Origin of the sequence: Vibrio sp. 1731, from assembly GCF_033339955.1 — a bacterium.
Classification (GTDB): domain Bacteria; phylum Pseudomonadota; class Gammaproteobacteria; order Enterobacterales; family Vibrionaceae; genus Vibrio; species Vibrio alginolyticus.
The window spans coordinates 60335-74432 of sequence record NZ_JAWOVO010000006.1 but is presented as its reverse complement, the minus strand read 5'-3'; the positions used below and the strand labels follow the sequence as shown (position 1 = coordinate 74432).

At 44.5% G+C, this 14098-nt stretch carries 10 protein-coding genes; 4 read left to right on the top strand and 6 right to left on the bottom strand.

Annotated features, from left to right (window positions below; genetic code table 11):
* Nucleotides 1-121 precede the first annotated feature (121 nt).
* The 3 genes from R7035_RS08990 to aroG all read right to left on the bottom strand — a co-directional run bounded on the left by R7035_RS08990 (nucleotide 122) and on the right by aroG (nucleotide 4273).
* Nucleotides 122-1684: a methyl-accepting chemotaxis protein gene (locus tag R7035_RS08990; RefSeq protein ID WP_065275191.1), complete on the bottom strand. Its 1563-nt coding sequence runs from the start codon at nucleotides 1682-1684 to the stop codon at nucleotides 122-124.
* Nucleotides 1685-1893: 209 nt separating this feature from the next.
* Nucleotides 1894-3066, bottom strand: a complete 1173-nt coding sequence (locus tag R7035_RS08985; RefSeq protein WP_285400210.1) for an MFS transporter — start codon at nucleotides 3064-3066, stop codon at nucleotides 1894-1896.
* Nucleotides 3067-3220: 154 nt separating this feature from the next.
* Nucleotides 3221-4273 carry a 3-deoxy-7-phosphoheptulonate synthase AroG gene (gene aroG, locus R7035_RS08980; protein WP_017635200.1) on the bottom strand — a complete coding sequence of 351 codons (1053 nt, stop codon included), beginning with the start codon at nucleotides 4271-4273 and terminating at the stop codon, nucleotides 3221-3223.
* Nucleotides 4274-4732: 459 nt separating this feature from the next.
* Here aroG and R7035_RS08975 point away from each other — a divergent pair, with 459 nt between their 5' ends.
* Nucleotides 4733-5725, top strand: a complete 993-nt coding sequence (locus R7035_RS08975) for an OmpA family protein (protein ID WP_042522668.1) — start codon at nucleotides 4733-4735, stop codon at nucleotides 5723-5725.
* A gap of 88 nt (nucleotides 5726-5813) precedes the next feature.
* On the opposite strand, the gene R7035_RS08970 is transcribed toward R7035_RS08975, so the two are convergent.
* Complete coding sequence (locus R7035_RS08970; RefSeq protein ID WP_017819896.1) at nucleotides 5814-6416, bottom strand: beta-phosphoglucomutase family hydrolase; 603 nt, start codon at nucleotides 6414-6416, stop codon at nucleotides 5814-5816.
* A gap of 76 nt (nucleotides 6417-6492) precedes the next feature.
* Between R7035_RS08970 and arfB the strand changes: the two genes are divergently transcribed.
* Nucleotides 6493-6906, top strand: a complete 414-nt coding sequence (gene arfB, locus R7035_RS08965; RefSeq protein ID WP_017635196.1) for an alternative ribosome rescue aminoacyl-tRNA hydrolase ArfB — start codon at nucleotides 6493-6495, stop codon at nucleotides 6904-6906.
* Between the two features lie 100 nt (nucleotides 6907-7006).
* Nucleotides 7007-8776: a methyl-accepting chemotaxis protein gene (locus R7035_RS08960; protein WP_025767924.1), complete on the top strand. Its 1770-nt coding sequence runs from the start codon at nucleotides 7007-7009 to the stop codon at nucleotides 8774-8776.
* An 89-nt stretch (nucleotides 8777-8865) separates the two neighbouring features.
* Here the strand turns inward: R7035_RS08960 and vmeZ are convergent, their stop codons facing one another.
* The gene (gene vmeZ / locus R7035_RS08955) at nucleotides 8866-12018 is read right to left on the bottom strand and encodes a multidrug efflux RND transporter permease subunit VmeZ (RefSeq protein WP_017635194.1); all 3153 of its coding nucleotides are present in this window, start codon (nucleotides 12016-12018) and stop codon (nucleotides 8866-8868) included.
* 8 nt (nucleotides 12019-12026) lie between these two features.
* The gene (gene vmeY / locus R7035_RS08950; RefSeq protein WP_017635193.1) at nucleotides 12027-13154 is read right to left on the bottom strand and encodes a multidrug efflux RND transporter periplasmic adaptor subunit VmeY; all 1128 of its coding nucleotides are present in this window, start codon (nucleotides 13152-13154) and stop codon (nucleotides 12027-12029) included.
* A gap of 419 nt (nucleotides 13155-13573) precedes the next feature.
* Here vmeY and R7035_RS08945 point away from each other — a divergent pair, with 419 nt between their 5' ends.
* The gene (locus R7035_RS08945; protein WP_005373515.1) at nucleotides 13574-14038 is read left to right on the top strand and encodes a dCMP deaminase family protein; all 465 of its coding nucleotides are present in this window, start codon (nucleotides 13574-13576) and stop codon (nucleotides 14036-14038) included.
* Nucleotides 14039-14098 lie beyond the last annotated feature (60 nt).

Genomic DNA, 14098 nt, shown 5'->3' with positions numbered 1-14098 from the left:
GTTTTCTCTATTGCGAATGTGAAAACTGAAAAGCCCCACCAGCAATGGCGGGGCTTTCTTTTATCTGGCTCCTATTCGTGTAAACGCAGCCAGGACATAAACATTACAACTTTCGTTACGACTATTTGTCTTCAAATCGAAGTGCGAGCTGATAGAAATCTTGTACTTGGTCTTTTAACTGCCGGCTGTTTTGTTCCACTGAATGTGTTGCTGCCAAGTTTTGTTCTGCGGTCGAAGCGATAGAATGAATGTGCTGGTTTACATCACTAGATAGCTTTAACTGGTTATTCGCCGCTTCTGCTACATCAACCATCAGCCCACTCATGGTTTGCATCATCTGTTCAACTTCAGACAAACGCAACGCGCTTTGTTCTGCTACTTGAGAACAGGCATCGGTTTGCTCTTTGTTTGCCAGAATATCTTTCTGCCAACTTTGAATCGTTGCCAACATAGTGGAGATAGAAGCTTGGATTTGTTCAGTTGCATTGGATGTACGCCCAGAAAGCGCGCGGACCTCATCAGCTACAACAGCAAAACCACGACCTTGCTCCCCTGCCCTTGCTGCTTCAATCGCCGCGTTAAGTGCCAGTAAATTGGTTTGCTCTGCGATTCCACCAATCTCTTCCATCAAATGGTTCACCTTCTGCGCCTGATCACTCAGTTGATACGTCGTTTCCGTCGCTTTTTCAGCTTGAAGGCTTAATTGCGCTAGATTGGTGTGCGTTTGATCAATGGTCTCCTTCGCCATCAAGCATGACTTCAATGTATCATCAATCAACATATGGGCATCATTGGTACTCGAAGAAACCGAATTTGCCGACAACTCCACCTCTTGGGTAGCATCTCGCACACGATGAATATCGGTATTTTGCTGATTTAATGCAGCTGAGACTTCTGCCGTTGTTTGACTAAGCTCTTCGGCGCAATGCTGCAAAGGCAATGCGGAGTCAGTCATTCTTCCTAACACGGTTCGAATTCTTGCGGATAGCATTTTGATATGGAAATCGGCAATCGAAAATGCCGTGTTACCGGAATAGATCAAGCGACTTACGCTGTCATATTGCTTTTGTAACTTTTTAAGTTGCTGAGGTGTATCAATTAACTCTTGGCGGAATAACAGAGCCAGAACACTTGCAGGTAACGCACTTGCAAGCCAAGCCAACGGCCCTTCAACAGACAACGCATATGCGGTTGCAGGTGCGGTTAGTGCACCAAGTAGAATCGCATAGCGAATGGTTTCATTGATTTTCAACGACCAAGTTCGACCAGACTTCTCTGCAGCACGCATGCTTTTGTAGGCTTTTGTCGCAATATCAACCCACTCTCGCTTTGGTTTCACGCGCACTGATTGATACCCAACAACATGGTTGTCTTCGTAGATAGGGGTGACATAAGCATCAACCCAATAGTAACCGCCAGACTTAGTGGCATTCTTAACCATTCCACGCCAGGCTTTACCTTGTTTAAGGCGTGCCCACATATCACCGAAAGCGGCTTTAGGCATATCATTATGACGAACTATATTATGGTTCTGACCGACAAGTTCTTCGTGAGTGTATTCAGCAACGCGGCAAAAGGCTTCATTACAATATGTAATAACACCTTGTAAGTTCGTTGTTGAGACGAGTTCCTCAGACTCCCTCACGAGAGTTTCTTGAGCTTTATGAGAAATATTGGCTGACATAGACGAAACTTCTTTAGTTTTTATTGATTTTCGGCAAGATATATACAGGATTTTTATTTTTATTACAAAAAGTTAGATAAAAAGTCTTATCAAATCGACATTTTTATTGTGGGAATTCACATTATCGATAAAAACATAAAGAAGAGATTGTTGATTTGAGCTAATAAACAAACCCGACACGATCGGCCGGGTTATATATTAAGCCTCAATTAAGCGGTTTGTGATTCTGGCTTTTTATTCGTTTTTAACGCAAACATCGCGATAACGAGTAACACAAATGGAAGAGCATACAAATTAAGATTCTGCCAACCTACGGTAGACTCAAGCCAACCAGATAGTAATGCGGTGATGGTGACACAACTGAACACGAAGAATTCATTAAACGCTTGAGCCTTGCTTCTGTTTTTCGCTTCATAACTTTGACTAAACAGCCCGGTTGCTGCGATAAACATAAAGTTCCACCCTATTCCTAACAGGATTAAAGCAAGACTAAAATGCCAGATAGACACTCCATGTATATTAATTCCAATACAAGCAACAAATAGCAATCCACCCGCCAAAATCATATTCTTAGCGCCAAACCGCTCTATCAGACGGCCCGTGACAAACGCAGGTGCAAACATACCCAACACGTGCCATTCGATCACTCCCGCCGCTTTATCAAAATCAAAGCCACAACCAATCATCGCTAAAGGAGTTGCTGTCATTAAAATGTTCATCACCGCGTACGCAACCATTGCCGCGATAACGGCCAGAATGAAATTAGGTCGACGAATAATCAGTCTCAGCTTATCCGCCTTAGCGTGTAGCGCCTGCGTGTGTGCAGGTGGAAAACGAATGGTTTGTAGCACAACCAACGCGGTTATATAAAGCACGACAAGCACAGCAAATGCACTAATGTATAAGCCATCACCTGACCACTGCTGTGAGTACACCGCCAAATTAGGTCCAAGGATCGCCGCTAACACCCCACCCGCCATAGATATCGAAATCGCCCTATGCCTTGCCGACTCTTCACACACTTCAATGGCAGCAAACCTGTATAGAGTACCGAAACCTATACCAACACCAAGCAAAAACGTAGACATGCAGAACAGGTAGAAGTTTTGTTGACTTAATGCATACGTCGCTAGACTAGCACCCAAAATGCCAATGACATTACCAAGGCTAAAACCAAGGCGACGCCCTAACTTGCCCATAATTAGCGACGCGGGAATTGTCGCGGCCATCAGTCCCAAAAACTGCAGTGCAACTGGTAATGTGATAAAACTTGATGACGGCGCAAGTGTTTTGCCAATAAGGGCAATAACAGATATGAGTAAAATATTCCCTGTCATTAATAAGGCTTGGCAGAGGGATAGAAGCCATACATTACGATTCAATTCCAAATTCCTTTTGGTTACAACGTATACAGATAACATATAGGAAAGCAGAAGCAATAGAAAGATATGAGAGTAATTCTCAACAAAAAGAGCCAGAGGCATAGTACCTCTGGCTCTTCACTATTCACTTTTAAAAAAAGTTTTTCTGTTGAGTTTACTTGTTGCGGCGCGCTTTTACTGCATCAGAAAGCTGACGAAGTACCGTTTCCGTATCTTCCCAACCAATACATGCATCAGTAATCGACTGACCATAAGTGGCTGCTTTACCATCCACTAAGTCTTGGCGACCTTCAACTAAATGAGACTCGATCATCACTCCAAAAATGGCTTCTTCGCCAGCAGAGATTTGCTCGGATACATCATCAGACACCAGCATTTGACGCTTGAACTGCTTCGAGCTGTTAGCATGGCTAAAATCAATCATCACTTTTTTCGGTAGACCTGCAGTGTCCAGCTCATCTTTAATTTGAGCTACATGTGCTGCACTGTAGTTTGGTTCTTTACCGCCACGTAGAATAATATGGCAGTCTGGATTACCAGCGGTTTCTACGATCGCGGAATGACCGTATTTTGTTACTGAAAGGAAGTGATGGGAAGCGCTTGCAGAACGAATCGCGTCGCTCGCTATTTTAATATTCCCGTCTGTACCGTTTTTGAAACCTACAGGACAAGAAAGACCAGAAGCTAGCTCGCGGTGAACCTGAGATTCTGTCGTACGAGCACCGATAGCGCCCCAACTGATCAAATCCGCCACGTACTGAGGTGTGATCATATCTAAGAATTCACTTGCCGTTGGCAAGCCCATATCGGTTAGATCAAGAAGAAGTTTACGTCCGATACGTAGACCATCATTTAGCTTATAGGTGTCATTTAAGTAAGGGTCATTGATAAGGCCTTTCCAACCAACGGTCGTACGCGGCTTTTCAAAATAAACTCGCATAACAACCTCAAGCTGCTCGCCCAGTTCATCACGTAGTACTTTTAGCTTTTTACCGTACTCAACCGCGGCAGCCGGATCGTGAATAGAACACGGGCCAACGATCACGAGTAATCGATCGTCTTTTCCTTCAAGAATATTGTGAATGGCGTTACGGCAATCAAAAGTGGTCGAAGAAGCGGTTTCAGTCGCTGGGAACTTCTCTAATACTGCAACAGGTGGCAATAACTCTTTTACTCTATTTATTCTTACATCATCAGTTTGAAACATTACTTCTACTTCCTGGTTTTATTTCCGACCCCATTTTTACCAACTGAACTCATTGCAACATTGTTCACAAAGTGAGCAGCATCAAGGGCTGTGGTCATTTTCTGTCTAGCGTTTAAGTAACTTATCGGCTTAGGCGTAGACTTGCAATCAGTTTTTGCAAATAAATGCAAATAAAAACCACCTGTTAACCACCGCGCACAATGTAAAGTAAAGTTTACGAAAAAAAGTTCAAAATAATCATCAATTTTCTTATGCACCAAAAAATCTTTACTACAATGTAAGAAATATCAGAAGTTTGTGAGGTATTTTTGGGTAGTAAATGTTGATCAAGTTCAAATATATTGTTGCTTGATATGAAATGATTAGAATATTAAACTAATTTCTTATAAACGCTGGTTTTTTCTAATTTTTTGATAAAACGAAGTAGAAGTTAATATGCAATCAATACAAGGAAACATTATGAACAAAGTAGCAATTGCAGTAGCAGCAGTGGTAGCTGGTAGTAGCGCGCTTTTAAACTCTGCTCAAGCTGAAATGTACATCGGGGGCAAAGTGGGCATGACTACACTTGACGACGCTTGCTATCTAAATAGCCCTTGTGATGATGAAGCGTTCGGTGCAGGACTACATATCGGTTATGACTTTACCGATATCATCGGGCTAGAGTACGGCGTAGACTTCTTAGGCGACTATGAAGGAAACTCTAGGTCAGGGGCTAATACGATTAATACGATTGACGGCAATCTAACGGCTTTAACACTTGCACCTAAATTCAACTGGCACTTAAACGACTCTTGGAATCTGTTTGCTAAGATCGGTGGTGCTTACATGATGTCTGATGACGAAACAGACTTTGTCCCAACAGGTTCTTTGGGGGCTGAATACTCGATCGATAGAAACTGGAGTGTTCGCGCTGAATACCAACGCTACCAAGACATGTCTGACGACGTGTGGGACGACATGGATGCTAACTTCTTTGGTATCGGTGTTAACTACAAATTCGCAGCAGCTCCAGTTGTTGCAGCAGTTGTAACGGAAGAAGTGATCGAGCCAGATCCAGAACCAGTGATGATGAGCAAGGTGCACAAAGAAGAGTACGGTACAGGTACGTTTGAATTCGATAGTGCTAAGTTAACAGATTCCGTTTCTGAACGTCTGGACAACTTTGTTTCATTCTTGAACGAATATCCTCAAGCTCAAGTAGAGATTACTGGTTACACGGATAGCTCAGGCCCTGCGGCATACAACCAAAAACTGTCTGAGCGTCGTGCTCAATCTGTTGCTGATTACCTAACCGCAGCTGGCATTGGTTCAGATCGTTTGACAGTTAAAGGTATGGGTGAAGAAAACCCAGTTGCTGACAACAGCACTCGCGAAGGTCGTGAGAAAAACCGTCGCGTAGAAGTTGTGGTACCTTCATTTGAATACCAAGAGCTAGTTCAGCCTGAATAAGCATCTATGATTCATGATCGATGATGTGGTAAAAATTAATGGGGTGCATTTGCACCCCGTTTTGATCTCATATTAAGGGATATTGCCACTATGGTTTTGGGAAAAAGATCAACTCATTATCTTGCACCATAACGCAATCCATACCAGCTGCATGCGCCGCTCGCTTCCCCAGCTCAGTATCCTCGAACACAAGACACTGTGACGCCTCCAAGTCGAGTTGTTCCGCGGCCACCAAAAAGGTATCTGGAAAGGGTTTATGGTTCTCTACATCACTCGCGGTTACTACAACATCCAACTTGTCTAATAAACCTGCATGACTTAATAAGCGCATGGCACTTTCTCGTTGGCTGCCAGTCCCGACTGCAATTTTCTTATGGCCTAAATATTCCTCTAACACGATGTTCGTGCAAGGAATAACGTCACCATGAAGCTCCATAGCAGCGAATGTTTCCATTTTAAATGTCGCGACAGTTTTAGGATCTAACGAAAGCTCATGCACACGATTTAGTTCCTCAACAATTTTAAAGCTCGGCATCCCTCCCAAACTGTGAAACCATTCCTGGCAAAACGGAAAATCAAAACGCTCAGCAGTTGCTTGCCAAGCTGCCAAGTGGGCTGGCATGGTATCGATTAGAGTACCATCCATATCAAATATGAATCCCTCATAGGGTCTAAAATCAATCGTGCTCATGTCTTTTCTTCTATTTGTGCATCTGTAATGTTAATTTATCAGCTCTTTCAATCGTCCTTACCGGCATTTACTTATCATGCTCAAAATTTCGAACTCCGTCACAATTCAAGAGTGGGAAATTCAATTATCCCCAATTAGAGCTCAAGGAAATGGTGGCCAGAACGTTAACAAGGTAGCGTCCGCTATACACCTGCGCTTTGATATCCGGCATTCAAGCTTACCTGACTTTTACAAAGAGCGATTACTTGCACTTTCTGATAGTCGTATAAGTAAAGATGGCGTGATCATCATCAAAGCGCAACAATTTCGGACACAAGAACAAAATAAGGAAGACGCCCTAAATCGGCTTCAAGCATTGATAAAAGCTGCCGCTTTACAGGAGAAGAAGCGTATTAAAACGAAACCAACCCGCGCTTCTCAACGCCGACGACTTGATACAAAAAACAAGCACGGAGCGAAAAAACAGCAACGTAAAAAAGTGCTGTATTAGTGCATGTCGTTTTCTCGACATGTTAGTTGAACAACGTTTGCTAGCCCTTGGAAATCTCATTGGATTTCTCTTTTTAGTTACTTATTCAGGAAACAACAATATGACTATTAGGCAAAAACTCTACTTCCTCGGAGTTATCGCCATTTTAGGCATCGTGGCCCTTTTGGGTACGTCATCCCATTTTGAAAATAAGAGCAATGACCTTAATCACGCCATCAAACTCGTTGGTGATCTAGAAATACGCTTACTCAACTTACGCAGAAATGAAAAAGATTTCCTACTACGTAGTAATGACAAATATCTAAATAAGTTTGACGCCAATGTTGACAAGTTTATAGACACAGAAAAAGAGCTTGCGAACATACTCAAGAGTAATGAATTACCTTCCAGTCAACAATTTAAGCAAGACTTGCTCGCATACCAAAGGGGCTTTCAGAATCTGGTCAGCGCTTACCAACGATACGGGCTTGATTCAAAGAGTGGGCTTCTCGCTGGTTACGAACAAGCACTATTAGAAGCAAAACAACGTTCAGACCACCAGCAGTTATTGGCATTAGTCCGTTTTGACTCTGCGGTAAAAGCAGGACTATTCAATAGTGATTTGCTTGAGGGGCAATATGCTCCGGAGCTTATCAAAACAGGTAAGCAATTGGCGGCCCAAAAGCAAGTTGTTGGGGTTGCTTATGACAAAGGCCTACTCGGTGAAACTCGCGCATTATCCCATGCCGTAGAAGAGCAATTTGAAACCTTTTCCACAGCCCTTAGCTCTGCTGCCGCACAACGTGATGAACAAATGTCGACCATCAAGCAGGTCATTACAGCTCTGATCTTAGTCGTTATTTTCGCATTGATTTGGCAAATTTCACGTTCAATCAATACGCGAGTGAATAGCTTACTTGGCACCATTCGAAGTATCAGCGAAACGAACAACATGGGACTTCGATCTGATTTGAAAGGTCAAGACGAGCTATTTGATATCAGTCATCACCTCAATGACCTATTGGATAAGCTTGAGCATCTAATTAGTAGTACCCAAGAAAAATCGGCGCAACTCACTGCAAGTACCGATAATATGCATCGTGAGTTAGAAGGCGTTATGGAGCAATTCCACACTCAAACTGACCACACTGCATCAATGGCGACGGCAGTTCAGCAAATGGTTGCCACAATAGGTGAAATCTCTGAAAGCACATCAGTTGCGGTAGAAGGCGTACATCAGGCAGCGAATAATGCCGAACAAGGTCGAGGAGTTGTTGAGGCGACGGTAACCAACATCGGTCAACTAACCACGATTTTATCAAACAGCCAGCAGTCGATTGGCTCGCTGAATCAGCATGTAGATAAAATTGGTGGTGCCGTGAACATCATCCAAGAAATTGCAGAGCAAACCAACCTACTAGCTCTCAACGCAGCAATTGAAGCCGCGCGAGCAGGCGAACAAGGCCGCGGGTTTGCAGTTGTCGCCGATGAAGTACGCGCCCTAGCTAGCCGAACTCATCAATCCACTGAGGAAATCACGCGGGTCGTTGCAGATATTCAAACTCAAATGTCTACAGTTGTTGCTGATATTGATCAATGTAACGATCAAGGGCAACAAACACTTAATGCTTCTGAAAAACTGGATTCTAGCCTACAGCAGATCATCACTGACATGCATTCAATTCAAGGTAATTCGGAGCGCATAGCTTCAGCAATTGAAGAACAAGGTATCGTTATGAACCAAGTTAGCGGTTCAATCACCGAGCTAAACGCAATATCTGAGAATAACATGCAATCCGCTCAGGAATGCTTGCATGAAGTGAACTCTGTCTCTGCTCAAGCTCATGATATGGATGAAGCCGTTGCACAATTCAAAACTGCGCTAAAATAACCCTTTTTCAAAATAGAAAGCCCGAGGCAATCATTGCTTCGGGCTTTTTTCAATTGTCACTTCGTGCTTACTGCGCACTTCGGATGTGATTATTCATCATCAAGAGGAACCAGCTTGGTGTTGCCACCATGAACTTTCTCACGCTGTCTTTGCACCAGAGCGTAGAAGCCTGGGATCAAGAATGTACCTGCTAGAAGCACACACAATAGACCACCAATCAGCGACACGCCGAGTGAGTTTTGACTCACGTGCCCCGCGCCAGCGGCAAAGATAAGCGGGAAGATACCCAGAATAAATGACCAAGATGTCATATTCACAGCGCGGAAACGTAAAGTGCCTCCTTTAACCGCTGCACTATCGATATCAGCATCTTTTTCTTCTCGCTCTTGCTTGGCGAACTCCACAATCAAAATTGCGTTTTTCGCCGCCAAGGCTATGAGCAAGACAAGACCAATTTGGGCATACAAGTTAAGCGGCGTGCCAGTTAGATTCAACGCAAGGAAGGAACCTAACGTTGCTACTGGGACCACCAAAATAATAGCCAGTGGAATACTCCAACTCTCATACTGAGCCACCATAAACAAGTAAATGAAGATCAAAGCCAGCGCAAACGCATAAATGGCTTGGTTACCCGCGAGCACTTCCTGATAAGCCATACCTGTCCATTCATACGTGTACCCTTGCGGAAGAACTTCAGCAGCAACGCGTTCCATTGCTGCAATCGCATCACCACTAGAGTAACCCGGAGCTGGTTGGCCTTGAATGATAGCACTGCGGTACATGTTGTAACGCCACGCCACATCAGGCTCAAACACTTGCTCGTAGCTCACTAGCGTACTTAACGGGACCATATCACCGTTCGAAGAACGAACATGGAAACGCTCTAGATCTTCCATGCTGCTACGGTGCTGGCTATCAGCTTGCATGGTTACGCGGAAGTTCTTACCAAACATGGTGAAGTCATTCACATAAAGCGAACCTAAGTTGCCTTGCAAGGTTTGGAAAATAGACGACAGCGAAATACCTAATTGCTGCGCTTTCTCACGATCGATATCAACGTAGTAGTGCGGAACATTCGCGCGGAACGTGCTAAACGTGTAGGCAATTTCAGGCGCTTGGTTAGCCGCTTGGATCATTTCTCCCATGACCATCGACAAGTCGGTACGACTTCGCCCTAGCGTGTCTTCAAGCACAAACTCAAAACCAGACGCAGCGCCCATACCTGGAACCGCCGGTGGTCCCATCGCAAAAACAACCGCTTGAGGTAACTCTGTCGCCGCTCGCCCGTTAATACGTGCCGCGATAGCATTAGCAGAGTGCTCTCCTTGCAGCGAGTTACGAGTATCCCAGTCATGCAATTTGATAAATACAGAAGCACCGTTTGATGCTGCTGCGCCTGTCATAAACGAGTAACCGTTCGCAACCGTCACACCATCCACACCAGGTTCTTCACCGATCATTTTCATTAAATCATTGGTGACTTCTTCAGTGCGTGATAAAGAGGCTGAATCTGGTAGCTGTACGTTAACCAGCAAAATGCCTTTATCTTCTTGAGGAACAAACGCTGTAGAGGTGGTTTTCGCAAAGAAAGTGACCGCTGCGATAGCAACTATAAAGAACGTCACGAGCAGTAAAGACTTCTTCACCAAGAAACCAGCGATCTGGCCATAACGCGTAGTGATGCGCTCTAAGCCTCTGTTGAAAGCCTGGAACCAGTTAGCAGTATTGCCCCCACCCTGCTTCAATACCAGAGAACAAAGTGCTGGAGACAGCGTCAATGCATTGATGGATGAAATCACAACCGAAATACAGATGGTCAAAGCGAACTGGCGATACATGATACCGGTGATACCTGGCAGCATGGCGACGGGTATGAATACCGCAAGTAGAACCAAGGTCGACGTGATGATTGGTCCCGTTACTTCTTTCATCGCTAGCAACGTCGCTTTACGCGGTGAAATGGTTGGGTCTTTCGCCATGGTAGTATCGACGTTTTCGATAACCAGAATCGCATCGTCCACCACGATACCAATCGCAAGGATCAAGCCAAACAAAGTAACCGTATTAATGGTGAAGCCCGTTGCCTGCATGATGGCAAACGTACCAATCAGAGAAACGGGGATCGCGACAACAGGAATCAACGTTGCACGCGCACTACCCAAGAACAAGTAAGTTACAGCAATCACCAATAGAATCGCTTCAATCAGTGTTTTTACTACCCCTTTGATCGATTCAGATACGAACACGGTTGTATCGTAGCTGGTCTCGTATTCCATTCCCTCTGGGAAGTTTTTGCTCAAGCCTTCAAGGAGCTCCATGACGGCCTGACCACTTTCTAACGCATTCGCATCCGATTGAAGAGACAACGCAACGATTGACGCGTCCTGGCCACGGAACTTACCGTTACCATCGTAGAACTTTTTGCCTAGTTCAACGCGAGCAACATCTTTCAGATAAACCGTAGAGCCATTGGGATTAGCTCGAAGGACTACGTTCTCAAACTCACTCACGCTTTCCAAGCGACCTTTGGTCACAAGGTTAAACTGAACTTCTTGCGGATTGTTGTATGGTGCTGCACCTACACGCCCTGCCGCAACTTGAACGTTCTGTTCAGCCAAAGCGGCGTATACGTCTGACGTGGTTAGCTTAAGGTTGGCCATTTTTTCAGGATCTAACCAAACACGCATTGCGTATTCGCCACCACCAATCACGTTAACTTCACTGATACCTTTCGCACGAGCCAACTGATCTTTTACATTCAAGTTAATGTAGTTAATCAAGAACTGATCATCGTATTTGCCATCAGGTGAATAGAAGTTAAGTACCATCAGCAAGTCAGGTGAACGCTTTTTCACCGTCACACCAACCATGCGAACTTCTTGAGGCAGTTTTGACTCAATCTGTGACACGCGGTTTTGCACGTTAACTTGCGCCATATCTGGATCGGTGCCAACATCGAACGTGACGTTTAGGCTGTAAGAGCCATCGTTCGCGCTCTTTGAAGACATGTATATCATATCCTCAACGCCGTTGACTGAGGTCTCTATGGGGTCCGCAATGGCCTGCTCGACAACTTCCGCACTCGCGCCAGTGTAGTAAGCCGAAACGCTTACTGATGGCGGGCTTATCTGTGGATACTCAGCCACTGGCAAAATCGCCAGTGAGATCGCGCCGGCTAGCGTTAATATGATCGAAATAACCAGCGCGAATTTAGGTCTCTGAATAAAGAAACGACTTAACATAGTGCCCCCTACTGCTTATCTTCAGCAGGTGCTTGAAGGCGCACTTCTACACCATTACGCACACGTTGTAGGCCTTGTGTAATAACCGTATCTTCCTGATCGAGCCCTTCTCGAATGATAATGCCTTGTTCAACCTGAGGGCCAAGCTCGACGTTACGACGCTCTGCCACACTTCCCTCAGCCATCACCATCACAAAGTCACCTTCTAAGTCAGTCTGTACGGCACGTCGTGGGATAACAATAACGTCTTTCGTGTTCTTATCTCTCAAGTTCACTTTGATGTGTTGACCCGGAAGTAACTTCTGCTCTGGGTTTGGCACTAGCGCGCGCATAGCAATCGTACCCGTTTTGGTGTCAATACGATTACCTAAGAAATCAAGCTTACCAAGATGCTCAAAAAACTGTCCATTTTCCAGTTCAAGCTGAACTTCAACGCGGTTTGATTCAGCCGAGCCATCACCTTTTACTTGATCCATACCCATAGCTAAACGCTCACGCTCACTCACACTAAATGAGGTATGAACTGGATCTAAACTCACCAGAGTTGTCAGCACGCCAGATGACGGAGAAACCAGATCACCCGTACTAACTTTGGTATCACTAATACGTCCGCTAAAAGGTGCTCGGATTTGAGTATAGGAAAGGTTAACTTCAGCAAGTTTAAGTTGAGCATTTGCCGCTTCTAGCTCTGCTCTCGCACCAAGAAGTGCCGCAGTTAAAGCATCAAACTCAGATTGAGAGATACTACCGCGAGGCAACAAGTTTTTACCTCGAGTATGATCTAATTCGGCTTTTTTTAGCGCCGCTTTAGCTTGTGCAAGTGCGGCTTTAGCACTCGCGACTTGGGCTTCAAAAGAAGATGGCTCGATAGAGTAAAGGAGCTGCCCTTTTTCTACCATTTGCCCCTCTTCAAAGTGACGAGCTTTTAAGTAGCCAGAAATCTGCGCGGTAATATTGGTATCTTCTACTGCTTCAATGCGACCGATATAAGACTTGCTCGGTTGGTAGTCGATAACCGTGACATCCTGAGTCACTACGAGAGGCGCTTGACCTTTCGTTTGGGCATTATTAGCTTCCCCGCATCCAGCGAGGATTGCTGTAGCCGCCATTAGTGCGACAAGTGGTTTCTTTTGCATGTATTTACCGTCTTTATAGAACAGGATATTGTTGAATTCCTATCAACCTTACTCCTTGCTGCCACTGAAAACTTCACTGAAAAGCGCCCAAGGTGTTTCTAAATGTAAACATGAGAAACAAAAGGAAAATAAAGTAATTTAGTTAACAGTGGTATTCAATGAGCAATATACATACAACTCAATCATAACTATTTAATATACGCCTTAGGAGATCGCGAATTTTAGCGTGTGCTTGGAAACACTAACGGGAGTATTGTATTCGGGCGTAAAGTGAGATTCAGTGCTCAAGATAAGAACGTTTTGTGGCTAAAAAGGTAAAAAGTGACGCCTTCATACTCAAGACCCCGATTTTGACTATTTTTTTAATATAAATGGGTTATCATTCAATTAATTCAACGCCTTCGACAGAGAGGATGACTATGATTTCTAAATGGGCGAAACGCTTTTACCAGATGGCAGAACTAGTGGCGTCTTGGAGTAAGGACCCATCAACACAAGTCGGTGCCGTTATTACTAAACAGAATCGCATTGTATCTGTTGGATTTAATGGCTATCCGCATGGTGTTTCTGACAGTGTCGACACCGATGAGCGCGAGTTGAAATACCTTAAAACACTGCACGCGGAAGAGAACGCAATTTTGTTCTCAAAACGTGACTTAGACGGATGTGATATTTGGGTAACGCATTTTCCTTGCCCTAACTGCGCGGCAAAGATCATTCAAACAGGGATCTCACACGTACACTGCCCTGAGCAGTCTGAAGACTTTTTATCTCGCTGGGGAGATAAAATCCAAGTCAGTCAAGATATGTTCGACCAAGCGGGTGTGAAAGTCGACTGGTTACCGCTAGAAGACATTGAAATTGAAGACAAAGACGTGCGCTAGTATTCCATCTTAATATTTAAATAGCCCAGAGAGATCTGGGCTATTTTGTTATTAAATCTG